24 protein-coding genes and 3 pseudogenes are annotated in these 25908 nt (G+C 68.3%); 7 read left to right on the top strand and 20 right to left on the bottom strand.

Annotated elements, in window-relative coordinates:
- Window positions 1-9: 9 nt before the first annotated feature.
- Entirely contained in the window at window positions 10-594 is a 585-nt protein-coding gene (locus tag J7E89_RS07130; protein WP_214969633.1) for a DUF6542 domain-containing protein, read from the bottom strand.
- Between the two features lie 204 nt (window positions 595-798).
- Here J7E89_RS07130 and ychF point away from each other — a divergent pair, with 204 nt between their 5' ends.
- The 3 genes and pseudogenes from ychF to J7E89_RS40630 all read left to right on the top strand — a co-directional run.
- Window positions 799-1908: a redox-regulated ATPase YchF gene (ychF, locus tag J7E89_RS07125; RefSeq protein ID WP_214969631.1), complete on the top strand. Its 1110-nt coding sequence runs from the start codon at window positions 799-801 to the stop codon at window positions 1906-1908.
- 208 nt (window positions 1909-2116) lie between these two features.
- Window positions 2117-2446, top strand: a pseudogene (locus tag J7E89_RS07120) (DUF4277 domain-containing protein); the annotation flags it as partial.
- Between the two features lie 27 nt (window positions 2447-2473).
- Window positions 2474-2730: pseudogene (locus tag J7E89_RS40630) on the top strand (alkaline phosphatase PhoX); the annotation flags it as partial.
- Window positions 2731-2829: 99 nt separating this feature from the next.
- Here J7E89_RS40630 and J7E89_RS07115 read toward each other — a convergent pair.
- The 17 genes and pseudogenes from J7E89_RS07115 to J7E89_RS07035 all read right to left on the bottom strand — a co-directional run bounded on the left by J7E89_RS07115 (window position 2830) and on the right by J7E89_RS07035 (window position 20675).
- On the bottom strand, window positions 2830-4122 hold the full coding sequence (locus J7E89_RS07115; protein WP_214969629.1) for an MFS transporter: 1293 nt from the start codon (window positions 4120-4122) through the stop codon (window positions 2830-2832).
- Between the two features lie 22 nt (window positions 4123-4144).
- Window positions 4145-5314 carry an ATP-grasp domain-containing protein gene (locus J7E89_RS07110; protein WP_214969627.1) on the bottom strand — a complete coding sequence of 390 codons (1170 nt, stop codon included), beginning with the start codon at window positions 5312-5314 and terminating at the stop codon, window positions 4145-4147.
- Window positions 5311-6534, bottom strand: a complete 1224-nt coding sequence (locus J7E89_RS07105; RefSeq protein WP_214969626.1) for an ATP-grasp domain-containing protein — start codon at window positions 6532-6534, stop codon at window positions 5311-5313. Before J7E89_RS07105 ends, J7E89_RS07110 begins: the two co-directional genes overlap by 4 nt.
- Window positions 6531-7590: pseudogene (locus tag J7E89_RS07100) on the bottom strand (pyridoxal-phosphate dependent enzyme). The gene J7E89_RS07105 and the pseudogene J7E89_RS07100 overlap by 4 nt, the downstream one beginning before the upstream one ends.
- On the bottom strand, window positions 7559-8401 hold the full coding sequence (locus J7E89_RS07095; RefSeq protein ID WP_251060208.1) for a hypothetical protein: 843 nt from the start codon (window positions 8399-8401) through the stop codon (window positions 7559-7561). The pseudogene J7E89_RS07100 and the gene J7E89_RS07095 overlap by 32 nt, the downstream one beginning before the upstream one ends.
- Window positions 8402-8494: 93 nt before the next feature.
- A complete protein-coding gene (locus J7E89_RS07090; RefSeq protein WP_214969624.1) occupies window positions 8495-9292 on the bottom strand; it encodes an ABC transporter permease in 798 nt (265 codons plus the stop codon).
- A 13-nt stretch (window positions 9293-9305) separates the two neighbouring features.
- Window positions 9306-10091 (bottom strand): ABC transporter permease, encoded by a 786-nt coding sequence (locus tag J7E89_RS07085; RefSeq protein ID WP_214969622.1) that lies wholly within the window; start codon window positions 10089-10091, stop codon window positions 9306-9308.
- Entirely contained in the window at window positions 10088-11113 is a 1026-nt protein-coding gene (locus J7E89_RS07080; RefSeq protein ID WP_214969621.1) for an ABC transporter ATP-binding protein, read from the bottom strand. Before J7E89_RS07080 ends, J7E89_RS07085 begins: the two co-directional genes overlap by 4 nt.
- 3 nt (window positions 11114-11116) lie before the next feature.
- Window positions 11117-13354, bottom strand: coding sequence for an asparagine synthase (glutamine-hydrolyzing) (gene asnB / locus J7E89_RS07075; protein WP_214969619.1), 2238 nt, complete (start codon window positions 13352-13354; stop codon window positions 11117-11119).
- A gap of 367 nt (window positions 13355-13721) precedes the next feature.
- Complete coding sequence (locus J7E89_RS07070; protein ID WP_214969617.1) at window positions 13722-14750, bottom strand: diiron oxygenase; 1029 nt, start codon at window positions 14748-14750, stop codon at window positions 13722-13724.
- On the bottom strand, window positions 14747-15025 hold the full coding sequence (locus J7E89_RS07065) for a PqqD family protein (protein ID WP_214969615.1): 279 nt from the start codon (window positions 15023-15025) through the stop codon (window positions 14747-14749). Before J7E89_RS07065 ends, J7E89_RS07070 begins: the two co-directional genes overlap by 4 nt.
- A 9-nt stretch (window positions 15026-15034) precedes the next feature.
- Window positions 15035-15814: a nucleotidyltransferase domain-containing protein gene (locus tag J7E89_RS07060; RefSeq protein WP_214969613.1), complete on the bottom strand. Its 780-nt coding sequence runs from the start codon at window positions 15812-15814 to the stop codon at window positions 15035-15037.
- 57 nt (window positions 15815-15871) lie between these two features.
- On the bottom strand, window positions 15872-16534 hold the full coding sequence (gene tmk / locus J7E89_RS07055) for a dTMP kinase (protein WP_214969611.1): 663 nt from the start codon (window positions 16532-16534) through the stop codon (window positions 15872-15874).
- A 29-nt stretch (window positions 16535-16563) separates the two neighbouring features.
- Window positions 16564-17391, bottom strand: coding sequence for a BtpA/SgcQ family protein (locus tag J7E89_RS07050; protein ID WP_214969609.1), 828 nt, complete (start codon window positions 17389-17391; stop codon window positions 16564-16566).
- A gap of 1 nt (window position 17392) precedes the next feature.
- Window positions 17393-18136: an orotidine-5'-phosphate decarboxylase gene (gene pyrF, locus J7E89_RS07045; RefSeq protein ID WP_214969607.1), complete on the bottom strand. Its 744-nt coding sequence runs from the start codon at window positions 18134-18136 to the stop codon at window positions 17393-17395.
- A 31-nt stretch (window positions 18137-18167) separates the two neighbouring features.
- Window positions 18168-20432, bottom strand: a complete 2265-nt coding sequence (locus J7E89_RS07040; RefSeq protein ID WP_214969605.1) for a M20 family metallopeptidase — start codon at window positions 20430-20432, stop codon at window positions 18168-18170.
- A gap of 87 nt (window positions 20433-20519) precedes the next feature.
- Window positions 20520-20675, bottom strand: coding sequence for a hypothetical protein (locus J7E89_RS07035; RefSeq protein WP_214969603.1), 156 nt, complete (start codon window positions 20673-20675; stop codon window positions 20520-20522).
- Between the two features lie 321 nt (window positions 20676-20996).
- Between J7E89_RS07035 and J7E89_RS07030 the strand changes: the two genes are divergently transcribed.
- On the top strand, window positions 20997-21158 hold the full coding sequence (locus J7E89_RS07030; RefSeq protein WP_214969601.1) for a hypothetical protein: 162 nt from the start codon (window positions 20997-20999) through the stop codon (window positions 21156-21158).
- Between the two features lie 27 nt (window positions 21159-21185).
- On the opposite strand, the gene J7E89_RS07025 is transcribed toward J7E89_RS07030, so the two are convergent.
- Window positions 21186-21944, bottom strand: a complete 759-nt coding sequence (locus J7E89_RS07025; RefSeq protein ID WP_214969599.1) for a helix-turn-helix transcriptional regulator — start codon at window positions 21942-21944, stop codon at window positions 21186-21188.
- A gap of 115 nt (window positions 21945-22059) precedes the next feature.
- Window positions 22060-22833 (bottom strand): IclR family transcriptional regulator, encoded by a 774-nt coding sequence (locus J7E89_RS07020; RefSeq protein ID WP_214969597.1) that lies wholly within the window; start codon window positions 22831-22833, stop codon window positions 22060-22062.
- Window positions 22834-23482: 649 nt separating this feature from the next.
- On the opposite strand from J7E89_RS07020, the gene J7E89_RS07015 reads away from it, so the two are divergent.
- From J7E89_RS07015 to J7E89_RS07005, 3 genes are all read left to right on the top strand, one after another.
- The gene (locus J7E89_RS07015) at window positions 23483-23725 is read left to right on the top strand and encodes a hypothetical protein (protein WP_214969595.1); all 243 of its coding nucleotides are present in this window, start codon (window positions 23483-23485) and stop codon (window positions 23723-23725) included.
- Window positions 23726-23837: 112 nt separating this feature from the next.
- Window positions 23838-24206, top strand: coding sequence for a hypothetical protein (locus J7E89_RS42325; RefSeq protein WP_374196794.1), 369 nt, complete (start codon window positions 23838-23840; stop codon window positions 24204-24206).
- 129 nt (window positions 24207-24335) lie between these two features.
- Complete coding sequence (locus tag J7E89_RS07005; protein ID WP_214969593.1) at window positions 24336-25898, top strand: recombinase family protein; 1563 nt, start codon at window positions 24336-24338, stop codon at window positions 25896-25898.
- Window positions 25899-25908 lie beyond the last annotated feature (10 nt).

The raw sequence follows: 25908 nt of genomic DNA, 5'->3' as shown, positions 1-25908 counted from the left end.
CCGCAGGCCCTAGTCCACGGGATCCGGGCTCGGACGCCTGGCGGCGGCGCGCTGGGCGGCGGCCTGGATCGCCCGCCGCCGCGTCATCAGCCGCACTTTGCGTACGGTCGCGATGAGCCCGGCGACGAGCGTTCCGCCGTACAGCCAGCCCGCGTGTACGGCGAGCGCCGTGACCACGGCCATGATCCGGCTGCCGAACCCGCTCGCGCCCCCGGCGATCGGCACGAGGCCGACGGCGAAGGCGATGGGTACGGCGATCGGCGCGGTGACCAGATCGGCGGGTCGCACCCATAGTGCGGTCAGGGCGCTGACCGGCAGGAACAGCAGCCCGTACACGACCGGCGAACCGTCGAACAGCAGCCGGTCGAGACCGCCGAGCACCAGCATCACGGCGGCGGCGAACAGCCCGCTGCCGAGCCCGGTGAGCCGCGGATTGGGCAGCCGTCGCAGCGCCAGCACGACGGGCGGCACCGGTCGCGCCGGTCTCGCTGCCACCCGGTAGACCGCGGCGGCGTCGGCGGATCCGCCCGAGGGGAGCAGGGGGGTCTGCGACCGCTGCTGGGGACGAGGGGGACGTGCCCTGTGTTGCTCCACCTGGACAACGTAGGTCGCAGGGAGGGACGAATCAGGCGCAGGACACGCCCTTTGGCCGACCTTGGCCCTGCGTTCGACGCAACGTGGCCGATCGGCGCCCCCCGAAGCCTCCCGAAGCTCCCGTCGTCGGCCTCCCGCCGCCCGCCCGTAAACTGGGGGATCGGTCCACTCCCGGGCCAGTCCTCACTTCAGGAAGTCGCCAACGTGTCGCTCACGATCGGAATCGTCGGCCTGCCGAATGTCGGCAAGTCGACCCTGTTCAACGCCCTGACCAAGAACGACGTGCTGGCGGCCAACTACCCGTTCGCCACCATCGAGCCGAACGTCGGCGTCGTCGGCGTCCCCGACCCGCGGCTGGCCACGCTCGCCAAGATCTTCGGCTCCCAGAAGATCCTCCCCGCGACGGTGGACTTCGTCGACATCGCCGGCATCGTCCGCGGCGCCTCGGAGGGTGAGGGCCTGGGCAACAAGTTCCTGGCGAACATCCGCGAGTCCGACGCGATCTGCCAGGTCATCCGTGCCTTCAAGGACGAGAACGTCGTACACGTCGACGGCAAGGTCTCGCCGAAGGACGACATCGAGACGATCAACACCGAGCTGATCCTGGCCGACCTCCAGTCCATCGAGAAGGCGGTCCCGCGCCTGACGAAGGAGTCCCGCCTCCAGAAGGAAAAGGTCGCGGTCCTGGCAGCGGTGGAGGAAGCCCAGAAGATCCTCGAAACGGGCACCACGCTCTTCGCGGCAGGCATCACGGCAGGCACCGAAAAGGGCCGGCTCCTCCACGAGCTGCACCTGCTCACCACCAAGCCCTTCCTCTACGTCTTCAACGTCGACGAGGACGAGCTGGTCGACGAGGACTTCAAGAACGAGCAGCGCGCGCTCGTCGCCCCCGCCGAGGCGATCTTCCTCAACGCGAAGATCGAGTCCGAGCTGATCGAGCTCGACGACGACGAGGCCCTGGAGCTGCTCCAGTCCATGGGCCAGGAAGAGCCCGGCCTCGCCACCCTCGGCCGCGTCGGCTTCGACACCCTGGGCCTCCAGACCTACCTGACGGCAGGCCCCAAGGAGACCCGCGCCTGGACGATCAAGAAGGGCGCGACGGCCCCCGAAGCGGCCGGTGTGATCCACACCGACTTCCAGAAGGGCTTCATCAAGGCCGAGGTCATCTCCTTCGCCGACCTGGTCGAGACCGGCTCGGTAGCCGAGGCCCGCGCGAAGGGCAAGGCCCGCATGGAGGGCAAGGAATACGTCATGCAGGACGGCGACGTGGTGGAGTTCCGGCATGGAGGAACCTCTGGGAGTGGCAAGAAGTAGCCGCCGAATCAGTGCCCTCTACGACTTGAGTTCTACAGTTGAGGGTGCTGTCTAGGGTGCGGAAATGTGGGTTGCCCTGCGGAAACGCCTGTGTGCAGGCTGGGATGGCGTGTCACTGGGCCCGTACTTCGCGGGTCGCTGAATCAGATGGTTTGACGGTCTTGCCGGTGCCCATCGAGGGGGTGGCCGCGTTGGTCCGGGTGTGTCGATGACTTCCCGGTCCTCGCGGCCACGGACGGAACGCCCACGCATGGAGGTCGTGATCGAGTCCGTGGTGACCAAGCGTCTGGGCGCTCTGCCTGTCGCTGCCGAGTTTCTGCGCCGGCTGGACGTCGCGGGGATCGTCGACGCTCTGTGTCCACCCGATCCGCGGGCGGACCTGACGCACGGCCAGGTGATCGAGGTACTGGTGGCGAACCGGCTGACCGCTCCCGCGCCGCTGTTCCGCGTCGGGGACTGGGCGCGCGAGTGGGAGGTGGCGGAGGTCTTCGACATCGAGGCCGACCTGCTCAACGGCGACCGCCTCGCGCGTGCCCTGGACGCGATCGCCCCGCACCTGGACAAGTACATGAGCGACGACGAAAGCTTCAACTACCTCTACAAGTACGTCTCCCGGCACACCTACCGGAAGGGCAACAGCCCCGCCGCGCGCCCACAACACGCGCCTGCTCGACGAGGGCACCCTCTACGCCGCCCGGTTCACCGGCGACAGCCCGCTGCCGAGATCGACGGCACTGGCACGCTCCCGTCCGACGGCGCGTTCGGCGGCAACAGCGAGTGGATCCCCCCCCCGCCTCCGGCGACGTCTCCCACGTGCCCGGCAGGAGCGGGGCACCGACGAAACATGCTGGTCAGGACATACGCGGACGCCAGCGGTGATCGTTTCCCGCACTAGTGCGAACCGTTTCCCACCGGGCTGGTCTAAGGGCTCGCTCGCGTCGGCTCGGGGGCGAGGAGCTCACCCACCGGCAGCTCCCGGCTCGCTCGAAGCGCGATGAACGAGGTCGCGAGGCACGCACCGAGAAGCAGGGACCCGACCCCAAGCCACGCCGGGGTGCCGATCGACAGCACCGTGACCGAGAGCAGGCCGGGCGCGACGACGCGGGCGATCCCCTCCCCGAGCGCGAAGGTGCTCTGGTATTCGCCCTGCGCGTCGTCGGGTGCCAGCTCGAAGCTGAGGCAGAACTCCGACGACGCCTGGAGCAGCTCTCCGACGGAGTGGATGACACCCCACAGGGCGAGCAGGAGCACGGCCGTCATGAGGGGCGCGTCAGCCGAGAACCCGATGACGGCGCAGGCGAGCGCCAGGAAGACGCCGGCGAGCCGGGCGGCGCGGGCGGCCCCGGTCAGTGTGGTCGCCAGCTGCCCCGTTCGGACCTGGAAGAGCACGATGAGGACGGTGTTGGCGACGAGGATCCCGGAGATCATCCAGCGTGGGGCGGACGTCCAGTTCGCCACCCAGAGCGGCATGGCGAAAGCCAGGATGTGGTAGTGCAGGGTAGCTATTCCGCTGAGGGCGGTGAGCGTCATGTAACGGCGGTCCCTGAGCGCCCCGCCCCACCGCTTCCTCTTCCCGTGGCCGTGCTGCCGCGACGCTGTCCCGGTCTGCGGGCCGCTCGCCGCGATGGGCAGAGGACACAGCACCGCCGCGGCGGTCAGCAGCATGAGCGCGTTGCCCGCGATCAGGAGGGTGTATCCGACGGCCGTGTCGGCCTGCAGGGCGACACCGGCCAGCAGCGCACCGGCGCTGAGCCCCATGTTGCCGGTCGAGCGGAGGTAGGAACGGACGAGGACCCGATCCGAACCCCCGTTCCCGAGGCCGTGTACGAGGGCGCCGATGGTGCCGGCCGTTCCGCGGTCGGCCACCGCGCTGAGGCAGGCCACCAGCAAGAACGCCCAGAAGGATCCGACCACCACGTAGGCGCCCATCGACAGCGCCTGGACGACCAGGAGCAGCAGGTAGACGGGCTTCCCTCCGAACCGGTCGGCCAGGCGGCCGATCGGAACCATCGTCAGCAGGCCGATGCCCGCCGCGAGCGACAGGCCGAAGCCGACCTGTCCGATGCTCAGCCCCACGACACGGGTGAAGAACAGCGCGCTGCCGGTCATGAAGAGGCCGCTGCCCACGGACCGGAGGAGCACCACCAGGGTGAACCGGCGGACGGGCCCGGGGGGTGGGACGATCGTCGGTCGTCTTGTGACGGACGTTTTCACTGCGATCCGTTTCCTTCGTGTGTCACTCGACCGTCAGGACGACGGCTTCCATGGCGGTCTCGGCGTGCCCGCGGGCCTCGTCCAGGTCGGCGCCGACGGCCATCACGTAGCCGACCCGGTCCAGGGACGAGCGAGGCGGCCGCACCTCGTCGCCCGGCCGGACGGTCAGCTGGAGGTCGGCGACGCCGGGGAGGTAGCGGGCCGCAGCCGCGCCGTAGGCCTCCCGTACCGTTCCGGCGGGGGGCGCGAAGTAGCGGATCACCGCCGCCCTGGCCGGCTCGGGGACGGCCGGCACCTCAGCCGTCAGGCCCGCCCGGATGCGCACCGCGGCGTCGAGCATGTCGAACCCCGTGGCCATCTGTACGAGGTCGGTGATGTGGTCGCCGCCGTTGCGGGTGTGGGTCTCGACGGCCCTGGGCCCTTCACGGGTCAGGATCACCTCGGTGTGGCTGAGCCCGTCCCGCAGGCCGATCCGGTCGAGGAAGTCCCGTACGTAGGTGTGCACGAGGGCACGGTCCACGTCGGACAGCGGGGCCGGGAAGTGGTGGCCCTGTTCGACGAACGAGTCGTCGAACAGCACCTTCTCGGTGATCCCGATGATCGTGTGCGCTCCTCCGACCGAGAGCGCCTCCACCGAGTACTCACGTCCGTCGAGGTACGTCTCCGCCAGCAGCGGGTACGCCAGACCGTCCGGGATCCGGCCGTCGTCGATCAGGCGCACGCCCATGCTGCCGGCGCCGTCGTGCGGCTTGACGACGACGGGCGCCGGGTGCTCCGCGAGGAAGCGGTCGAGCTCGTTCCGGTCGCTCACGAGCGCGGCGGGAACGGAGAACCGGTCGTCGCCGGCGAGCCGTCGCCGCATCAGATCCTTGTCCCTGACCCTCTTGACGACCTCCACGGGGTTGTCGGGAAGGCCGAGCAGTTCGCTGATCCGCGCCACGGGAATCAGGCCGAACTCGGTGAGGGAGAGCGCACCCACGATGTCCAGGTCCCGGCCGAGAGCGGCGATCAGCTCCGCGGTGCGTGTCACGTCCGTGTAGTCGGTGGCGATGACGTGGTCCGCGAGGGCGATCACTTCCGGGGTGAGCCGCCCGGGCGTGTCCACCACGATGACGCCGACGCCGGCTCGCCGGGCGCGCTCGCAGAGCGCCGCGTGGGGACCGATCAGGACAAGGTGACGGTCCCGGCTCACGAGTCGTCCCGGGTGACCTTGATCCGGATCTTCGCCGCCGCGGACAGCGCGTTGAGCATGGCGATCTCCGTCGTCTCACCGGTGGTGAGCACGATCGCGGTGTTGCCCCGCTGATCCGTGACGTCGGCGATCCGGTCGCCCTCCGCCCTGACCGGGTAGAACCGTGGGGCGCCGGGGTGGCCCGTGTGCAGCCCGAGGCCTTCGTGGCCCTCGAAGACGCCGGTTTCCGAGGCGTACAGCAGGACTTGGGCGGCGCCCTGGACCGGGGTGAGGGGCAGATCCATCAGGGAGGGCCGCTTGCCGAGGGCGAGGTCGAGGAAGGCGTCGTAGACGTTGACCCCGAGGGCCTCGCACATGGTCTCGCCGATCAGGCCCCCGCCCAGGCGCGGGTTGATCTCCACGACCTCGAGCCCGTCGTCGGTGACGATGAACTCGGTGTGGGCGAATCCGGTGGTGTAGGAGATCGCGGCGAGTACGCCGGTGATCCATTCGGTGATCTCCGCGGCCCGGTCCTGGGGGAACGCGACGGGGAAGCCGACTCCCACCTCCCGGAATTCGGGAAGCGAGGAGGTGATCCGGCTGTTGACGCCCAGCACCCGGGTCTCGCCTTCCCAGCTGAGTGTCTCGACGCTGTACAGCGGGCCGGAGAAGAAGGGCTCGGCGGTCAGGCCGCCGCGCAGCTCCGCTTCGCGGGCCTGCGCCAGCACCGCCTCGAGCTCGTCGTGAGACGCGGCCGGCCAGACGTTCCGGCTGCCTGTCCCGGCGCGGTCCTTGACGATGACGGGGAACGGGACGCGCTCGGCGAGCTCCGCCGCCGTGATGCCGCCGGCCTCGAAGGCGATGCCCGCGCCGCGGGACAGCCCTTCGCCGTGCAGCCGGTTGCGGAGAGCCGCCTTGTCCCGGGTCAGGCGGACCGCGGCGGGGTTCTGGCCCGGCAGGTCCAGGTCGTCCCAGAGGTCCAGCGCCGTGAGGCTCCAGGTGTCGGTGGTACTGATGAGTCCCTCGAGAGCGGGGACTCCGGCCAGATGCCGCTTGACCTGCTCGGTGTCGAAGGTGTCCAGGTCGACGACGTCGAGTCCGTCGGTCCCGGACCCGCCGAGGTCGTGCCGGTAGACACCGCGGTCACGGGTCAGGAGCTGGACCGCGACCCCGCGCTGCCTGGCTGCCTCCATCAGCCGGTCGAGTCCGAAGGTCAGCCATTCCAGAGCGACGATGATCAACGGGAGTTCTCCGCTTCGTTGATGTCATAGGGACGCCGGTTCCAGTCCAGGACGGACCAGGGGAAGGTGAGGTCCTGGAGGCTTTCCGCGGGCGTGGGGGCGAGTCGGTCCAGCGGGAGGGCTTCGGCGTGCCGGGCGAACACCGCGTCGACATAGCGGTGGCCGGTGTCCGCCGCGATGAAGAGGTGGGGGCGGTCCGGTGCCTGCCGCGCTTCCCAGCGTGCCGCGAGGTAGCCGGCGCCCGTCGAGAGGCCCGCGAAGACCGCGTGCTCCCGGAGCAGTTCGACACTGCCCGACAGCGCGTTCCGGAAGCTGATCCAGTGAATGCGGTCGTACAGCTCGTAGTGCACGTTCCGGAACGGGATCGAGCTGCCGATCCCGGCGATGATGACCTCCGGGTCGTCGATCCCCTCGCTTCCGAAGGAGACGCTGCCGAACGGCTGGATTCCGCAGAGCTCCACGTCGGGCAGGGATTCCCTCAGGTACGTGACCAGGCCACCGGTGGAAGCCCCGGAGCCGGGAAGCCCCGGAGCCGACACCCCCCACGACGGTCAGTTCGTCGCTGTGGATCTCCTTGCGCACGAGATCGGCGAACTCCTGGTACCCGAGGTAGTGGATGTCGTTGTGGTACTGCTGCATCCAGTGGACGTCGGGGCGCTCGTCGAGAATCTCCCGGATCCGTTCGACCCGCTGCTTCTGGTCGAGCTTCAGGCTCGCCGACGGGTCGACCTGCTCGATGGTCGCGCCGAGTATCTCCAGCTGCACCTTGAGGACGCGGTCGACGGTCGTCGAACCGACGATGTGGCACTTCATGCCGTACTGGTGGCAGGCCAGCGCGAGCGCGTAGGCATAGATGCCACTGGAACTGTCCACCAGGGTTCCACCACGGCGCACCGTGCCGGATTCGATCAGGTGCCGCACGGCCGCGAGCGCCGAATAGATCTTCATCGTCTCGAATCTGGCCACATAGAGGTTGTCCTGCAGCCTGATGATCGCCGGTGTCTTGACCGCCTCGGCGATGTGCTCATACCTGACCCCAGCCCCCCTTTGCGAAATAGCATTGCTGTCCGAGCCGCTTGAAGAAGGACGACAGTTCGTCCATCGCGAATCGACTCGGTCGCGCACGGAAGAGATAGCCGATGACCGTCCCCGTGTGCGCCACGAAGATTCCGTCGGCGGAGAACGCCTCCTGGTGCGCCACCATCTCCTCGTAGGACGCCTTGGGTACGACGTGCTGCGAGAGCGCCGCGCTGCGGGAGGAGCACCGCGCCACCCGGAGTGCGTCGCCGACGGCGAACGCACCGTTCAGCTCCGTGAGGCAGGCCGCGTAGTCGGCGGCGTACGCGCGATAGTGGTCGACAAGTCGCGTACCGAGCGCCTCGGTGTCGACCGACCCGCTCTCCACGACGTAGCAGGTGTAGAAGCCCAGATCGCTGCCGAAGTTCCGGACGACCTGGTGCCGCCCGCTCAGGTAGAGGGCGAACTCGTCGATGAACACGCTGTCGGCTCGCTCGATCCGATCGAGGATGTGCGTGACCACCCGCTGGTCGTAGGCGATGTCGTAGAGGTTGAAAAGGCACCTCACCGTGGCCACGATGTCGGCGGTCGAACTCGCCATCCCCTTGCCCACTTCGAGTTCGCTGAAATACTCCCAGCGCCCCGGACGCGGGCTCTCCCCGTAATATTCGAGGAAGAGCTCGATCGCCCTGGCCGACTTCGCTTTCCCCGTCAGGCCGGCGGGATCTCCGGGCGAATCATCCGCACCCTCGGTGAAATGGCACCAGCTGAATTTGTCGACCGGCAGCGAGACAATGGCTATGTGCGGTTCGAGGTCCTGCCAGAAGGGACCTTGATAGAGCTCACCCAAGGTTGCCGTGACTCACACCGCAATAGCTCCTTCTGTCGATCGCCGCAGAGCCGGCGACGGACGGCACGTCGAACATGTTGCTCCCGCCAGTCCTCACGCGATGTCCAGGGAGGCCGTCGCCCGGCTCTGCCGCTCGAAGTGGCGCAGCAGGACCAGGGCCAGGGCCGCGTAGCCGACTGCCAGTGCGCCCTCGGCCGCGAGGTCGGGCCAGATGGCGGAGTAGGAGGCTCCCGCGAAGAGCTCACGGAGGGCTTCGATGCCGTGCGACATGGGTGTCACGGTCGCGACGGCCCGCATCCAGTCCGGCATGGCCTCGTGCGGGAGGTTCGCGCCGCTGAAGAGGATCAGGAGCGTGAAGGCCATGTTCGAGACGACGGACGCGTCCCGCACCCGGAGCGAGAACGCCCCCAGGGACAGACCGAAGAAGGCACAGGAGACCGCCGACACCACAAAGGTCACGACCACACCGCCGACGACGGACAGCGGCAGTTCGACTCCCAGGGCCAGCGATCCCGCCACCAGCATGAAGCACATGACCAGGAAGCCGTTGCCCACGTACGGCAGGACACGCCCGGCCCACAGCGGGACCCGGGCCCGCGGGCTGAGGAGGACCGTCCCGAGGGTTCCGCAGCGGCGTTCCTTGGACACGGCCATGACACCGCCGTATACGCAGGACACGCTCGCCGCGAGCACGGTGTTGCCGATGAGGTAGAAACGGTCGTCCGCCACCCCCAGCGTCCGGCCCACATGGACGAAGAAGAAGATCTGGAAGAGCGGACTGACGATCAGGGTCCCGATGAAGATCGGGGGGCTCGTCCAGTTGAACAGGGCGCGATAGGACATCCCTCCGCCCAGGACCACCAAGCGCACCGTACGGGCGAAGGTACTCATCGGTTGTCTCCACTCATGCCAGTGCCAGGGTCCCTGCTTGACGCGCACGCTTCTCGACCCACTTCAGGCCCCCGAACGCGAGCAGCATGTAGGCGGCGCCCAGTCCGAGGGCCATGGCCGCCGGCAGGGCGACCGCCCCCCCTCCGGTCGCGGCCTGAACGGCTCGCGCCGCCCAGCTCGTGGGAAGGATCCACGTCACCGCATGCGTCCAGCCGGGGAGGGCGGTGGTGGACACGAGCATTCCCGACAGCATCCACACCGGGTAATCCAGCGCGTTTGCAAGCGCGTTGGCGTTCCGGAGGAGGACGAACGTGGAGGCCAGGAACATGCCCAGCATGCCCAGCGCCACCACGCACACGATCAGCGCGGGGGCGAAGAGCGCCGGGGAGGCCGGGGTGAGCGGGACCCCGAAGAGCAGTGCGCCCCAGGCGATCGTCGCGAACATCGAGTACATGCCCACCAGCGACGTGGCGAAGGTGATCGGGAGCACCACCAGAAACAGGCGGGTGGGCGCGATCACCAGCGATTCGAGCGTGCCCAGCCATCTCTGGTCCTGAATCGCCCCGCCGGACCCGAAGAGCACGGAGGACCAGACACCCATGAGGCCGGCCCCGACAGCGGCCTGCAGCAGGCGGTCCGGGTGGCCGCCGGCGCGGAAGAGGTAGACCGCCAGCGTGGCGTAGACGAGAGGCGAGAAGAGTGCCACGACGAGATCGACGCCCGAGCGGGACAGATGCAGCAGGTGCGTGCGGACTCCGACGGCGACGAGCCGCCGGAGCCTGCCGAGGGTCCGCGTCATGCCGGCACCTGCACCGCATCGCCGGTCCGCTCCGCGTCGTCGGTCTGCGCGATGATGGCGACGTAGGCGTCCTCGAGCGTGGGTTCCCGCGTCACGATCCGCCTGGTCCGCACGCCGTCGAGCGCCGCGATCACGGCGGCTTGGACCTCGTCCGACGGCCTCACGTGCACCTGCAGGGTGTCGGCGATGTCTCCGGTCTCCACGCTGAGCTGTTCCACCCCGGGGAGTCTCCGCAGCGCGTCCATACGCGCTTCGTCGAGGCTGTCCCGGACCTCGATCTCCATCACGTCGAGCTTCCGCACCCGCTCCTTCAGCTCGGCAGGGGTTCCCTCGGCCTGGATGACGCCGTGGTCGATGACGGCGATGCGGTCGCAGAGTTCGTCCGCTTCCGCCATGTAGTGCGTCGTCAGAAGGACAGTGATGCCGGAGGCCGCCAGATCGGCGACCAGCGCCCGCAACTCCCGTGCCGCCACCGGGTCGACACCGATGGACGGCTCGTCCAGGAAGAGAACCTCGGGCCGGTGCAGCAGTCCGCGCGCGATGTGCAGCTTCTGCCGCATGCCGCGCGAGTAACCCTCGACGCGTTCCTGCTCCCGGCCCAGAAGCCCCACGATCTCCAGCATCTCGGGGATCCGGGCCTTCTGCTCCCGAGGGTCCACCCCGTAGAGCTCCGCGAAGTAGCGGAGGTTGTCGAGCGCGGAAAGCCGCTCGTACAGCCCCTTGTCGCCGCCGAAGACGTATCCGATCCGTCGGCGGACCTGCACGGGGTCCCGGGCCACGTCGTGTCCGAGCACCGAGGCGCGGCCCGACGTGGGCAGCAGAAGGGTGTTGAGCATCTTGATGGTGGTGGTCTTTCCCGCGCCGTTCGGGCCGAGCAGACCGAACAGCTCCCCTCTGGGCACCTGGAAGGACACACCGCGCACGGCCTCGATCACCAGGCGCCGCGGTCTGAGCCACCCTGTTCTGGTCTCGTAGGAACGGCGCAGTCCGACGGCCTCGATCGCGTATTCGGAGGTGGGCATCGGTCAGGACCGTTCTGTGGGCGTGGGAGAGACGGGCGCGGGAGTCGCGGGGACCAGCAGCCCCAGGTCGAGGCATTCCGTCAGCTGGGAGGAGAGCGCCTCAGGGGTGGTGCCGGTCCGCTCGCAGACCTGGTCCACGGTGCTCGTGCCGTCGAGGCCACGCAGGAAGGCCAGCCACGGTTCCTCGTAGTCCAGGACGTACTCCAGGGAACCGTCGACGGCGACGTACCAGGTCTCGTCGGTGTCCCGCAGCAGGACGGCATCGTCGGCGAGGGCCAGACGGCTGTGGCCGTCCCAGCGCCTCGCCCCCGTCGTCAGCGCGGCGGCGTCATCGACTCCGCTCTCCCCGCCGACGGAATACTCCTCGCGCACCGGAGGAAGCACCGTCGCCGAGGCGATCGGCGGGCTGGGAGGCTCGGCGGCCATCCGGTCGAGCAGACAGAGGTTGATCAGCGGGAGGATCCGCTCCACCTCTCCGGAGAGTGGGGCCTGCTCCAGGCGGCGCAGCACCGCGCGCACCCGGTCGGCGTTCAGGAACTCCTTTCCTCGGGGGCTCTCCAGCGCCTCGTCGAGGAGGGCGCAGCCGTCCTGCGTGAGCATGGAGATGAACGTCCGGTGGGTGTGCTGGACGCCTTCGCCGTAGAAGAAGGGCACCTTGGGGCGGTGGAAGACGTCGTGGGGAAGCAGGTCGGCGACCGCCTCCCGCACGATGGCCTTGTCCCACAGCAGCCGTTCACGGCGGTGCGGAGGAATCGAGGCGACGAGTTCGAACAGGCGTCGGTCGAGGAAGGGAACACGGGCCTCGATACCGCTGCCCGCGGCCGTGCGGTCCTCGTGCCAGCAGTTGTACTGGGTCACGTCGCGCATCTTCGCGGCGACGAAGAGAGCGTAGGGATCCCGTCCCCGCCCGTCGTTGCGGAGGCCCAGGGCCGCCTCGGACAGGAGCCCCGCTTCGGACCCCTCCCACCAGATGTCCAGCGCGCGCGGGCCGCTCTGCAGCCGGCCGCGGCGGTCCATGTCCCCGAGAGCCTGCGTGAAGCCCTCCCAGCCCCGGTCTCCGGAGGTCTGTACGGAGTACCCGCCGCAGAACTCGTCGGCGGCGGCGCCCAGCAGCATGCCCTTGATTCCGGGGTGATGGGCCCGCACATGCCGGTGCAGCTCGTGCTTGTAGTACTGCTCGGGGCCGCAGGTCGGCATCTCGGTCAGCCAGAGCAGGCGCTTCCACTCGGCCGCGGACGGGACGTGGGACGCCTCGAAGAGGATCTGGTGGTTGGGTACGCCGAGCTCGTCGGCCACCTTCCGCGCGAAACGGGCGTCTCCGTTGGCGACCGTGGAGCCGTTGAGGACGGTGAACGTCTCCAGCGAGGCCGTGTCCGCGGCGAGGGCCGCGACGGCCGCGGAGTCGACGCCGCCGCTGAGGAAGAGCCCGATGGACACGTCGGCCGTGGCGCAGTCCCGCACCGAGTCGGCCAGCAGCTCACGGAACTCCGCGATGATGTCGCGGTCGTCGCGCGCGGCGCAGGCCGGATCTCCCATGAAGTCCGGAGCGGTCCAGTAGAGGTGCTCACGGGTCGCGCCGTCGGCGAGATCGATCTCGATGATCGTCGCCGCCGGCACGGATTCCACACCCTCGAACCACGTCGTGGGCGCGGAGATGTCCAGCGCGGGCGATGCCGCTAGCGTCGGGCTGGCCAGCGCCTCGTCCCAGGCGACCCGGCGCGGGCAGTCGGGGTCCGAGAACAGGGCCTTGATCTCCGAGGCGAAGACCACGCGCTCGCGGTTGCGGCTGAAGTAGAGCGGCTTCACACCGAAGTGGTCTCGGGCCATCACCAGAACGTTGCGGCGCCGGTCCCACAGGACCAGCCCGAACATGCCGCGTACGTCGTCGAGGAAGGACAGTCCCTTCTCCTGGTAGAGGTGCACGAGCACCTCGCAGTCGGAGCCTCCGCGCAGCTCCTTGCCGCCGGCGGGCAGTCCGGCGGCGAGCGCGCGGTGGTTGTAGACCTCGCCGTTGGCGATCAGGACGATCGAGCCGTCAGGGCTGATCAGGGGCTGTCCGCCGCCTTCGGGGTCCACCAGCGACAGGCGGGTGAAGGCGAGGCCGACGGGTCCGTCCCGGAGGAGTTCCTCGGCGTCGGGTCCGCGATGTGCCAGGGTCCGCGCCATGGTCGCCAGGACGACATCGGCGCGTCCGTCCAGATCCCGCCCGTCGATACGGGCAAGACCGCCCAGTCCGCACATTCCCCTTCACCTTTCGCTGACAGCAGTGCTCACGCGCTCATGCCGACAGGAGTGCCAATTCCCGGGTAGCGGGTGATTGGCACTCCCGTCTCGCATCACTTGTTGTTCTTCAGAACAGTCGTGATGTCGACCTTCGTGGCCTGCGGCTTCGTGTACTTCTTCATGCGAGAACACCCCCTTTCGCTTTGAATTTCCCAGTCGCCGCGAGAATCGCTCGCGGTGGAATGCGCCGATCATATGCACGGAATTAAAGATCGCGCAAGGATCGAAGTTTTCGGAAAATGAGTCCCGGATCAAAGAATTGCGGGCACCCGAGACAGGCCTACCGGCCACAATCCGGAAAGCCTGACCCTCGTGCGGGCTACACTCAGGAAATAGACGCTCTTTCGAAAGCGTCGCGGACCGCGTGGTCGTCGATCGCCCCGATTTCGTTGAAATACTTCACCGTGGCCCTCGACCCCTGTCTGATGCTGCGCTCCACCCCTGTGTCCGGGTAGGACTCCTCCAGGATCTGCGCCACTTGCTCGGCCGTCAGTCTGCAGTCGAAGAGCCCCCTGGCCAGATGCGCGTAGTCCGGTTCAAGGAAGGCCGCGATGAGGCGCGGTACCAGAATTCCGGCTTTTCGCCGCTGCCGGGCGTCCAGAGGCGCCCAGAAATAGTACAGAAGACTCTTGAAGTACGCGTGGTGGCGCCCCTCGTCCTCGGCGTGATCGGCCACCGCCTCACGGACGGCCGGGGGCAGTCTGCGGTCCTTCGGAAGGTCCGAAAGGAGAGCCGAGATCAGGGTCTCGCTCACCACCGCGAAAAGCAGAGCGCTCATCGCCCGAGTATCGTCGTCCAGATCCTGTTCAATTTCGGCGAGCCGACGAAGGAAGGCCGGCTCAGGGTTCGAAAGGGCCCTCACCGACGTCTCCGACTCGACCTGGACGATGAGATCGTGGGAGAACTGCGCATGCCACGCCTCGTCGGTCGAAATATTGAACGCATCCCTCCGCATCCGAGCAGGGAGATGCAGTCCGCTCCGCCCGAGACTGATGTCGGAGGTGACCGGCACGACCGCCGACATCTCAAGGTCGACAGTGAAGCTCAGATAGGAATAGAGCTGTTGGGTGAGGAACTCGTTCACCCCGGACGGGCCGACCGTTCCCACGAGCAGGGGGTGGGTCGCCGCGGGTACCAACTCCGGCGGGAAGTAGAGCTGCGGACCGTCGGCCCGTTCCTCCTCGACCCGCCTGATCGGCTTGGTACGTACGCTCGCGCGGTCGTCCCACTTGCCGAACGCGCTGCGGTACCCGGGCGGACGCCGGTCATCGTCCCCCGTCGGGCCGGGCAACCGCTCGCGTATCGCGGCCAGTTCGGAGATCGCCCGGTGCCGGTACGTCCCAGGCGGGGTCATGAGCTCGGCGCCTCGACGCCGATGAAACCGGCCTCGGCCAGGTGCGTCAACACGTCGCCGGCGTCGGTGACCGCTTCATCGGCTCCGATCCCGTACTCCGCGGCGAGTTCCTCACCGATCCGCCGGACGGTACGTGTCCCGTCGATCCGGCGGAAGACGAAGGCGGCGGCCTCGGTGAGTTCGAGGGCATCCTCCCCGCGGGCGATCAGTACCTGGCCGCGGATGTTCCTGAAGCGTACGTCCAGCCGGGGCACCGGCACGGAATCGGGCGTCATCACGGGGGTTCAGACCTGCACTTCCATGGCCAGGCGCTTGCAGAGCCAGGCGGTCTCCCGGACCCATGCCTCCGGCGCGGCCGGGTCGAAGGTACGCATCGTCTCCACGTTCCAGTACTCCTCGTACGAGATTTCCTCGGGCCGGACGCTCGAAAGCCGGCGCGCCCGCCACTTGTTCAGCCTCCCGAGGTCCCCGTGCGACGCGAGCACGGCGTCCACCGCATGGCCGAAGGCCGTCCTGGCGCAGAGCACCGCGCTGTCCACGTCACCCGCTTCGAGCTGTCCCACGGCGTCGATGACGTAGTCGTCCGCGAGGTTGAGGCACTCCGTCGTCACGAACGCCCGGAACGCGGACTGCTTGATCTCCCCCTGGCGCCGCAGGACCCAGTCGGCGCCGGCGAGGGGAACACAGGTCAGCATCCGGTCGAGGAACTTCTCCTCCTCGCGGGTAAGACGCTGGCCCACGAGGGTCGAGCCGTTGAAGGCGCTCCAGGCCACCTTCTCGATCATCTGGTCCACCTGGCCGTCGAGCCAGTACTTGAGCTCCCAGGCGAGCTCGCCGGAGTGGAATCCCTCGGTGGTGACGGTGTCCGGGGTGAGCAGTACATGAATGAGACCGTGGTCGTCGCTGGTCCAGGGCTCGCGCGTCACGACGCAGATGTCCACGTCGCTCAGCGCGTTGCCCCACCCTCGCGCCTGGGATCCGACGACGAAGGCGGCCTCGTAGTGCTCGGGTAGCAGCCCCCGGGCCCCCAGCTCATCGAGGCAGCTGGAGAAATCGATGCTCATGCGGCGGTCCGCCTTCCGTTCTCATGGCTGGTGGGGGGGTACGGACACCCGGCGGGTTCACCGGGAGAGGGAGTCCTTCATGTGACGGAGGATCTCGGCGGTGACGTCCTCCCGCGAGGCCGTGCCGTCGATGTGGACCAGTTCCGCGCCGAGTTCCTCGTATGTGCGGGTGATCGACTCGACGCGGTCGGCCGACTTCTCCTCGTGCTGCAGACGGTCGCCGTCCCGCTCCCGCAGACGCTGGAGCAGCTCGTCGGTGGGGAGCTTCAGGTAGAAGGCGTGATCGGGGCGCGGGATGCCCTGGTTGATGGTGGCCAGGAAGCGGAAGTCGACACCGCGATGCACGAAGACGCCGAAGGTGGCGTAGACATAGCGGTCGCAGATCACGACCGCGCCCCGTTCCAGGGCGGGGTTGATCACTTCCATGACGTGGCGGTGGCGGTCGGCCGCGGCCAGCAGCGACAGGATGCGGGCCCTCTCGGCCGAGCCTCCCTGCCCGTGGAAGACCTGGACCTCGGCCAGCTGCCGGTACCAGTCGGAAGGCTGACGGGTCTCGACGACCTCCCGGCCCTGCGCCCGGAAGGCTTCCGCGACACGCTCGATCTGAGTGGTCTTGCCCGAACCGTCGAAGCCGACGATCGAGATGAGCAGCCCCTCGTCGGTCCTCTCCGGCTGGAAGAGCTCCGCCATGGCCGCGTCGTCGACCCTGCGCTCCTGCATGTTCTGTCCTTGTCCTCGTCGGTCCGTCTTCATCGGGCGCCGGCCCCGGCGGTCTCGGTGGTCTCCGCGCCCTGGCTCCGGCGCAACGAACACACCCGGTCCATGAGGGCCGACACACGAGACTCGTCCACGGGGTTCCCAGGCACTCCGTCGACCTTGAAGTAGCTGCCGACGATGAATCCGTCGGCGGGGGCGAAGACCGCCTCCAGGTTCTCCGGGGTGACACCGCTTCCTACCAGCAGCGGTCCGGCGGTCGCCGCACGCGCGGTCAGCAGGTCCTCGGGGCTGGTCTCGAGGCCGGTCAGCTCCCCCGACACGATGATTCCGTCCGACCGCTGGGAGAGGTCCCGGACCTCGGTCGCGAGATCGCCGTAGACGAACGGCTGCGAATGCTTCACCCGTGCGTCGGCGAAGATCGCCACGTCGCTCCCGAGGGCCCGGCGCAGCCGCAGCGTCTCGTGCGCGTTGCCGGCCAGGATGCCCTGCTCCGAGAGCACGGCGCCGATGTGCACGTTGACGCGGATGAAGTCCGCGCCCGTGGCCGTCGCGATGGCGAGCGCCGCCGAGGCGTCGTTCCGCAGCACCGCGACGCCGGTCGGCACGCCGGACATCCGTACGATCTCGCGCGTGACACCGGCGAGCGTGGCCGTGGTCTCGGCGGGGACGGGCCCCGGGTGGAAAGGCGCGTCCCGGAAGTTCTCGACGATCAGGGCGTCGACGCCGTGCCGCAGGAAGATCTCGGCATCGGAGATCGCGGACTCGTAGATGTGGTCGATGCTTCCTCCGTACCTCGGGGACCCGGGGGTGGGAGGGAGGTGCACGCAGGCGACGACGGCCTTCTCCGGCAGTGCGAACATGTCAGGCCGCTCCCTCGATCTCGCCGAGGATCTGCTGGGCCGCCTGCCGCGGGTCCGGCGCGTCGTGGACGGACCTGCCCACGACGAGCAGCGACGAGCCGCCGGCCAGCGCCTCGCTGTGGGTGCCGGTCCGCTTGTGGTCGTTGTCGCTGGTGCCCGGTGAGCGGGTGCCGGGCGTCACGTAGAAGAAGTCGTCCGGCAGCTCCGCGCGGACCCGCTCGATCTCGGACGGGGCGCACACGATGCCGTCGAGACCGGCTTCGGCGGCGAGCAGCGCCCGCCGACGGACCTCGTCCTCGACCGAGCCGCGCACGTTCAGGTCCCCGTTGAGGGTCTCGCGGTCGACGCTGGTGAGGAGCGTGACGCCGACCAGCTTGGGTCGCTCCACGCCCAGTTCGGCGGCCGTCCGGTCGGCAGCGGCGACCGCGGCCCGCATCATCTCCAGCCCACCGCCGGTGTGCAGCGTGACGACGTGGGCACCGAGCCGGGTGACGGCATCGCCGTAGCCGGCGAGGGTGTTGGGGATGTCGTGGAGTTTCAGGTCCATGAAGATCTTGACGTCCCGGTCGAGGATCTCCCGTACGAGCGCCGGGCCATGGAGCGTGAAGGCCGAGTTGACCTTGAAGTACCCGATGAGGTCCTTGAGTTCGTCGACCAGCCGCAGGATCTCGGAGCGGTCCGCGAGATCGAGGGCCAGGCACAGACGATCGCGGTCCCGGTGCGGAGCGCTGCCAGTTGTTGTCACTTCATGTTCCTGTCTTGATGGGTCGCCGCAACTACCGCTGGTCGCCGACCAGGATGCTGCGGAGGATTTCGGTCGCTGTTCCGAGTTCGTCCAGGTCGATGGCCTCGACCTCGGCGTGCGAGTAGCGGGCGTCGCCGGGTCCGAAGACCAGGCTCGACCGGCAGAACTCCGCCAGGACTCCGGTTTCGCTGCCGTAGGAGAAACTGCCCGGCTCGCAGACCCCCGCCGCGTTCTTCACCGCGGCGAAGAACTCGGCGATCAGGGGCGAGGCGGGGGACACCTCGTTGGGAGGTGACACGAAGGCGAGCGGTTCCCGTACGAAGTCCACGTCGGCCGACAGGAGTTCGCGCAGGTCACGCTCGATACGGGCGGTGAACTCCGCGCCGCTCGTCCCGGGCGGGAAGCGTGCGTCGAACCACACTGCCACCTCGGTGGCACCAAGGTTCATCCCCCCGTTGCTCTCCATCGTGGTGACCATGACGGTGGACGGCCCCAGGTCGGGGTGGTGCGGTCCGGTCGCGAGGTCCGCGTTGACCCGGTCCAGGGCGCTCACCAGCTCCGCCGCGGACCTGACCGCCGTCCGGTCGGCCGGGTAGGCGGCGTGGCTCTTCGGTCCCCGCACCCGGAACGAGCCCCGGACGATCCCCTTCTGCGCGACGACGGGGACGAGCCCGGTGGGTTCTCCGGTGATACCGAGGGTGGGGCGCATGCCACGGGCGGCCAGGGCCTTGACCCCGAGGAGCAGGCATTCCTCGTCCACGGTGGCGGCCAGGTAGCACTCGCGCCGGTTCGGAAGAGTCGCCACCCCCAGGAAAGCCGTCATCATGGCGGCAAGTGAGCCCTTGGCGTCCGCACTGCCGCGGCCGTACAGGGTGCGGCCCTCGACGACCGGCTCGTATGCCGCCCGCGGACCACCGGCCGGGTAGGTGTCCATGTGGGCGCTGAGCAGCACCACCTCGTCGTCCGCGTCTCCGACGCGGGGCAGGTGGGCGATCACATTGCCGCGCCCGCCGGCCACCTCCTGCATCTCGACGTCGATGCCGGCGGCCCGGAGGCGGTCGGCCACGAAGGAGGCCAGGTCCCCCTCGTGGGCGATTCCCTCCGAGCCCGGCAGCAACGGGTTCACGCTCGGTATGGCGACCAGTTCGCCGAGGAGTTCCTCCGCGTCGGGGGCGAAGGCGAGGGCACGGGTGTGCGAGCGTTCCGCGCGGTCGTGGGCCTCACGGAACGCGGTGAAGACCTCCTGCCCCAGGGGGCTGAAGATCTCTCCGGCGCGGTCGCCGATCAGACGCAGGTCACGCTGATGACGGCGGGCCACCTCGGCAAGGTGCCGCTCGAAGGCCGGCCGCTCCGCTTCGTCGGCGAGTCCCTTCTCCAGGACGCCGCGGACGATGTGGTACTCCATGTGCTCCGTGAAAAGACCGTGGAAGGCGCCGTACACGTCGCGCGGGTCGTCCTGACCGATCAGCTCCGACAGGGGGGCGTCCGGATCCACCTGGAGGAAATCGCCCCGGCTCAGCGTCGCCTCGCTGAAGAGCACGTGTCCGCCCTGGTGCACGAACTCCTCGACGAAGTAGTCGGCGCCGGCCGTCTCGGGGACGTTCAAGAAGATCATGCCGTGCATGCCCAGGGCCGCGAAGGACTCTGCCGCCGGGTGGCGGAAGAGGAAGACGGCCCGCAGGGATTGGATGAGCGCGGCGTGGTAGGCCGGGCTCACCGACGCGATGAGGTCCAGCGCGCGTGAGATCTGCGGCACGTACGCGTCGACGTCGGTGACGACGGACAGCTCTTCGTAGCGGTCGATCTGGAGCCGGAGGAACCCGTCGAGGATCGGATCCAGGCGGTCGACCAGCTCCATGTCCGTGCCCGCTACGCGGGTGATCGGTTCGAGCGCGGACGTCGACAGCGCGCCGTCCGCGGACTCCGACGTCAGGGTGCGGGCGACCGCGTCGTATCGCGCCTTAAGTTCGGCGGAGGGCTGATCCGTCTTGCACCGGCCGAATCCCGGGAAGGAGACGGTTCCTTCGCTGTCCGTACGTACGAGGAGCGGGGCGCCGTCGCCGGGGACCGCCGCGAGGAGGAGCTGGTCCGCCGTCGTGGACGGGAAGCCGCCGAGCACCAGCTGGCTGTACAGCCGCGGCTCGAAGAACGCCTCGACGGGCGCGCTCGGAATGGTGGCGCAGTCGGGGTCCTGCTGGCCGGACAACAGCCGCATGGTCTCGGCGAGTTCCCTCCGGGCATCATGGCGTCGGGCGCCGAGCAGCCCGTCGAAATCGATGTGTCCAGGTTCCGTCATCGCCGAAGTCCCCTCGTTCTCAAGTCTTCCTCGCGTACCAGTGCACGAGAACCGGTGCGGCGTCTTTCATCTGCTTCCGCGTCTCGGCTACCGCCACCAGGACATTCCCGCGAGGATCAGCTCACGTTCTCGCGGAGTGAGTTCCTGCCATTTCGTGCCGTTGTCACCCGGTGACTGTTCACCGGTCAGCGGCCTTCGCAGCTCCAGCAGGGCGACTTCATCGAGCTCCTCTGGATCTGGCACATGCATGAAGGCTGCCCTTCCGGACTCCCTCCGCCATCGGCGCCATTCATACGCGTGATTGGATTTCGCGCCATCTGGAGAGCCCTTACGTGAGTGACCGTACGCGGCACGAGATCATCCATGTCCGCGCCTCCGAAGATTGTTCTCCATTCAGGAAGTCCGGCGCCACACTTAAGACTGACACGTTCGTGCCACGCTCGCCGGCCTGGTGCACCGGCTTCCGCTCTAGGCGCTTTCTTCACGTCTCCGCATGACAGGAAAATGCCTGAGACACTTCGCCCCGCCGAAAACTGATGACACCGATCGATTCACCGTGCCAGGATGCAGCGCATCGAGACCGGACGGCCCGACCTGACGGCCTCGAAATGTCAATCACATGCCTTTGAGCATGCTCAAATAATGGAGAGATTCATGAACGCGGATGTCATTCGCCAGCTGTCCACCGGTGCCGCCAAGCGTGGCTGCCAGAACTGCGACAGCTGATCCGGTGCGGGTCGCCGGCGTCGATCGTCACAGGATTCCGTGCTCGACCGCTCGCTGCCCCAGCTGGAACCTGCTCCGGGCGTCCAGGACGTCCGAGAGCTTCGTGAGCATACGGCGCTCCGTACGCAGGGAGACCCCGAGCTTCCGGGCGGCCGCCTCGTCCGTCAGCCCCTGCCCGAGCAGTCGCAAGAGCTCGTGCTCCTGAGCCGTGATCGAGGCGTTTTCGAGGTCCGTGCCGCCGAACGGGGTGGCCGATGCCCACATGGCTTCGAAGAACGAGCACAGCACTGCGACCACCGCCGGCTCCTCGGTCGCCATCGCCTCACCGGGAGCTTCATTCCCGTGCAGCTGCATGAGCGCCATCCTGTGGTCCGCGATGTATACGCGGAACGACAGGCGGGGGATGGTCCGCACTTCGGCGCCGCTCCTGACAAGATTCCGTGGACCGACCACGAACCCCGCGTCCTCGCGAATCCGGTTGGAATAGATGGACCTGACGCGGACAGAGCGTTCCAGCATATCCTTCGTCAGCGACTCGATTACCCCCGATCCCATGGTGCGCTCCGGATATCCGGGGGTAATGGCGAGCGCCTCTCTGTCCGTCGATCGCACGACCTCTGCCAAGCGATTGTGAACGGCGCTTTCTCCATGGAGACGTTCTACTCCGTAGCGCCTGTCCTCCGGATTTTCCACGGCATATCTGCCGACCAGGAACTCTACCCTCTCCCAGGCATTCTGAAGTTCCTGCTGCTGCTTCCTTATCTCGTCCTGTTGCTGAGCAAGCAATACAGGAAGTGGATGCTGCGGATTTTCCCGAAACCTTACAGAAGTTTCCATTCTGCCCCCTGGCATCGTTTCGGCACATTGATTTCGCAAGTCCCTGACACCGCGATGCGGCGTCCTAGGATTCGACGCCGCCCGGCTGCCCCCTGTGACCGAGCTCGGCGGAGAGATCACGCGCGGCGGTCAGGACGGTGTGCACGGCGGCGGCACGGTCCACCGGGTCACGCATCCGACTGCAGGCTGCGGCGAGTGTCACGCTCGCCACCACCGCACCGGTGGACGTGAAGATCGGCGCGGACACCGCCCAGACACCGCGGTCCAGTTCGTCGTCGCAGACGTCGTAACCGCGGGCGCGGACCACTGAGAGGTGAACCAGTACGTCGTCGACGGTGACCGGGGTCTCCTCCGTGAACGCAACGAGTTCACGCTGGCCGAGCAGTGCGCGGATCTCCGTCTCGGGACGGTAGGCAAGCAGTGCCCGGCCGGACGCGGCAGCATGCAACGGCATCTCCTGGCCGATGCGGACGAACAGGCGCAGGGGATGGCACCCTTCGGACAGCGCCAAGCACACGGCTCTGCCGCCGATGAGTTCGGTGAGAAACACCGTCTCGCCACTCGTCTCGGCAGCGGCGACCACAGCGCGGTGCGGCGTGACGAGAAGAGCCGACTGGTGCTGATTCTGCTCCGCGAGCTGGCGAGCGATCGGACCGAGGAAGTAGCGCCGATTCACCTCGGAGCGGGTGACGAACTCCTCTCTGGAGAGCGTGACCAGCAGGCGGTGCAGGCTCCCTGTGGGAATTCCCAGTTCGTCGTGGAGCTCCTGGAGCGTGGCCCCTCTGGTCTTCGGCGCGAGCGCACGTAGCACCTGGAGCGCACGGACGACGACCTGCATGCGACATCCCCCCTCGTTCGTCCGGTCCGAGAGTTGGCCGGAAGAGTCGACACCAGTTCATCAGAACGGTCTTGCGCTCGCGCCCGTGCGGCGCGGCGCTCTTGTTGAGAGGGCATGGCTGGCTTCCGGCCATCCCCGTACATCGTGGTGCGGCTATCACGCGAACCATCCCCCTCCGTCTCGCGGTCGGAGTGAATATGCGGGATGGACTTTCGGGCGGTCAAGGGTCTTCACCGGGAGGGGCCCACCCGGCAGCAGAGGCAAGAATCCGCAGTTCAGAGGCGTTCCACCCACTTTTTCCGCCAGGTGGAGCGATCTGGCGCCCCTCCTTCCACGTCGCGGAACCCCCTTCGAGGTGGCGTGACGGGAATCATGCTCCCCGCGCCACGCTGAGAACGCCTCGCAGCCGCCGAACCTGGGCGGGACAGAACAGCACCCTGTCCGATTTGCCTCATACATGCCTACCTCCGAGGCCGAGGCTACGACGCCTGTCTCATAGTCACCCCTGACCTCGGCCACAGCGGCTTACCTCTGCCCGACGGCTCGGCCAGCCCCGATGTCGTCCCTTCCCTGACCGTCGCCTTCTCCCTGGTACGGCACCGCAGGCTGGCAGCGCGTCTACTTCCGGCTCCGCAACGCCATCGAGGGCATGAACGGCTTCGGCAAGGACCCCCTCTACGAGCACCTCGAGTCCGGCGGCGCCCGCCGCATCCGCGGCATCGCCGCCCAGGCCATCCTGCTGGCCTTCCAGCTCGCCCACGCCAACAAACGCAAACTCGCCACCTGGGCCGGCAGCATCGCCCTCCACGGCAACCAGCCCCACCGCCGCCGCAAGACAAAACCCCTGGGCACCTGGACCCCCGAGGGATACCTCACCCAGACGACCACGTAAGAAGCCGTTGTCTTTCCGTACTTGATCGTCAGGTTGTCGCTGGTCAGGCATAGTTTCGTGGCCTCTGTGGCAGGCACCTCGCGTCGTGTCGTTGCGGTCGTGGAGGTTCGGGATGCCGTCGGTGATCGGGTTGCTGGAGGAGCGCGAACGAGCCGCTGCTGGGCGGGTGGAGGTCCTGCGGGAGAAGGCGGACCGGATTCTTGCCGAGTCGCGGGAAGCCGAACTCGACTGGAAGCGGTTCGTGGTCTCGCGGGAGACCGTCGTCGAGGTGCTCGCCGGCCCGGACCCTGCGGAGGGTGACCTCAACCCCGTCGAAGGGATCTGGTCCCACCTGCGACGCGGCTGGCTCTCCAACGTCGCCTTCACCACCCCCGAACACCTCGTCCAGCGCATCCGGCGCGGACTACGGCACATCCAGTACCGCAGCCACCTCATAGGCGGCTGCCTCGCCGAGACCGGCCTGACCATCAGACCCGCCTGACCCGCCACGACATCACGAGTTCAACCTCAGTAGCCACGAGGCGAGTCTCAATGAGCAGCTTCTCGCGCTCTCGAAGTCCATCTCCGTGAGGCGAGTTGGAAGGTCACCGACGCGGGTTAGGTTTCCTCCATGGCTGCTTCTCCGATGCGCGCCGCGATCTACCTGCGCGTCTCGCTCGACCGCGAGATGGACGGACTCGCCATCGACCGGCAGCGCGACGACTGCCTCAGGATCACCGCTGATCGCGGATGGATCGTGGTCGGGACGTACGTCGACCAGTCGAGGTCCGCGACGGACAAGACGAAGAGGCGACCCGACTACGACCGGATGGTGGCCGATTACCTCGCGGGCTCGTTCGACGCGATCATCTGCTGGGACCTCGACCGCCTGACACGGCAGCCACGCCAGCTCGAGGAGTGGATCGACGCCGCCGAGGCGCGTGGGCTGCGGCTGGTCACGGCCAACGGCGAGGCGGACCTGACGACCGACGGGGGGCGGATGTACGCCAGGGTCAAGGCCGCCGTGGCCCGCGGGGAGGTTGAGCGGAGCGCGGCGCGCCGGTCCGCGGCCGAGCTGCAGCGCGCTCGACGCGGTCGGGCCCCGAAGGGCACGCGCCTGCTCGGCTACTCGACCGGCGGCGACGTGATCGAGGAGGAGGCCGCGGCGGTGCGCGAGCTGTTCCGCCTGTGCGCGATCTGCGACGGCCCGTCGATGGCGTCCATGGCCGCTGCGCTCTCGGGCGAGTCGGGGGAGGGCGCGGTGACGTCACTTCCGCGATTGCCCAAGCGCAGCCGCGTGCTGGCGATCGAGCGGAATGAGAAGCGGTTGGCGGCAGGCCTGGAGCCCGCTGAGGTTCCCGACGACGGTCCGTGGGCGCTGAGCACGGTCCTCGGCGTCCTGCGCAACCCCCGCTACGCCGGGTACTCCGTCTATGCCGGCTATGCCGGCGGTGCGGGCCGTGCCGGAGCGAGGACGTCCTCGTCGGGCCGGATCGTGCGCGACGAGGACGGGAACCCCATCTGGGGAGAATGGGAGCCGCTCGTAGACGAGGACACGTGGAACGCCGTGCAGGAACGCCTCGATCACCAGTCCATCGCAGCCCGTCCGGAGCCCGCGATGCGATACCGGTATCTGGGATCGGGCATGTACCGCTGCGGCCACTGCGGCCGGCCGGTGAGCGCGAAGTCCGGCCGTTACAGGTGCGCGGGCACGCCGGGCTGCACCCGGGGCCACTTCACCCGGTCCAGCAACCACATCGACGACTCCGTGCTGCGTGTCGTTCACCAGCTGCTCGTCCGTCCGGACCTGGAGGAGCTCCTCCTGAGCCCGGATGCCCCGCGCGCGGCGGAGATCCGAGGCGAGATCGCGCAGCTCCGCAGGCGCGTGGAGCGCGCCTTGCGCGACCTCGAGCTCGGTGACGTCCACGGCGCAGACGTCGCGCGCATTCGTAGCCGCGAGGCGTCAGGCATCGCCGAGCTGGAGGAAGAGCGCCGTCGTGTGCTCGGGGCTGCCGGGCTGGGATCCTTGATCGACTGCCGTGATCCAAGAGCCGTCTTCGGCGAGGCGGATGTGGGCTTCCAGCGCCGGGTCGTCGAATCGCTCGTCGAAGTGCGGGTCCTTCGGCAGCCTTCTGGTGGGCGCGGAGTCGACCCGGCGACGGTTCGAGTCGTCCCGAGAGCGGAGCGGCTGTGATGCTCAGAGG

The sequence above is a fragment of the Streptomyces sp. ISL-100 genome, assembly GCF_018614615.1.
Taxonomy (GTDB): domain Bacteria; phylum Actinomycetota; class Actinomycetes; order Streptomycetales; family Streptomycetaceae; genus Streptomyces.
The sequence above is the reverse complement of the archived record's forward strand: the minus strand, read 5'-3'. Positions and strand labels throughout refer to the sequence as shown.

Bases quoted from the DNA above. Each gene is read 5' to 3' on its own strand.
- J7E89_RS07090 (WP_214969624.1), bottom strand. From the start codon at position 9,292: ATGAGTACCTTCGCCCGTACGGTGCGCTTGGTGGTCCTGGGCGGAGGG.
- J7E89_RS07085 (WP_214969622.1), bottom strand. From the start codon at position 10,091: ATGACGCGGACCCTCGGCAGGCTCCGGCGGCTCGTCGCCGTCGGAGTC.
- J7E89_RS07080 (WP_214969621.1), bottom strand. From the start codon at position 11,113: ATGCCCACCTCCGAATACGCGATCGAGGCCGTCGGACTGCGCCGTTCC.
- asnB (WP_214969619.1), bottom strand. From the start codon at position 13,354: ATGTGCGGACTGGGCGGTCTTGCCCGTATCGACGGGCGGGATCTGGAC.
- J7E89_RS07070 (WP_214969617.1), bottom strand. From the start codon at position 14,750: ATGACCCCGCCTGGGACGTACCGGCACCGGGCGATCTCCGAACTGGCC.
- J7E89_RS07065 (WP_214969615.1), bottom strand. From the start codon at position 15,025: ATGACGCCCGATTCCGTGCCGGTGCCCCGGCTGGACGTACGCTTCAGG.
- J7E89_RS07060 (WP_214969613.1), bottom strand. From the start codon at position 15,814: ATGAGCATCGATTTCTCCAGCTGCCTCGATGAGCTGGGGGCCCGGGGG.
- tmk (WP_214969611.1), bottom strand. From the start codon at position 16,534: ATGCAGGAGCGCAGGGTCGACGACGCGGCCATGGCGGAGCTCTTCCAG.
- J7E89_RS07050 (WP_214969609.1), bottom strand. From the start codon at position 17,391: ATGTTCGCACTGCCGGAGAAGGCCGTCGTCGCCTGCGTGCACCTCCCT.
- J7E89_RS07040 (WP_214969605.1), bottom strand. From the start codon at position 20,432: ATGACGGAACCTGGACACATCGATTTCGACGGGCTGCTCGGCGCCCGA.
- J7E89_RS07030 (WP_214969601.1), top strand. From the start codon at position 20,997: ATGCAGCGCATCGAGACCGGACGGCCCGACCTGACGGCCTCGAAATGT.
- J7E89_RS07020 (WP_214969597.1), bottom strand. From the start codon at position 22,833: ATGCAGGTCGTCGTCCGTGCGCTCCAGGTGCTACGTGCGCTCGCGCCG.
- J7E89_RS07015 (WP_214969595.1), top strand. From the start codon at position 23,483: ATGAACGGCTTCGGCAAGGACCCCCTCTACGAGCACCTCGAGTCCGGC.
- J7E89_RS42325 (WP_374196794.1), top strand. From the start codon at position 23,838: ATGCCGTCGGTGATCGGGTTGCTGGAGGAGCGCGAACGAGCCGCTGCT.
- J7E89_RS07005 (WP_214969593.1), top strand. From the start codon at position 24,336: ATGGCTGCTTCTCCGATGCGCGCCGCGATCTACCTGCGCGTCTCGCTC.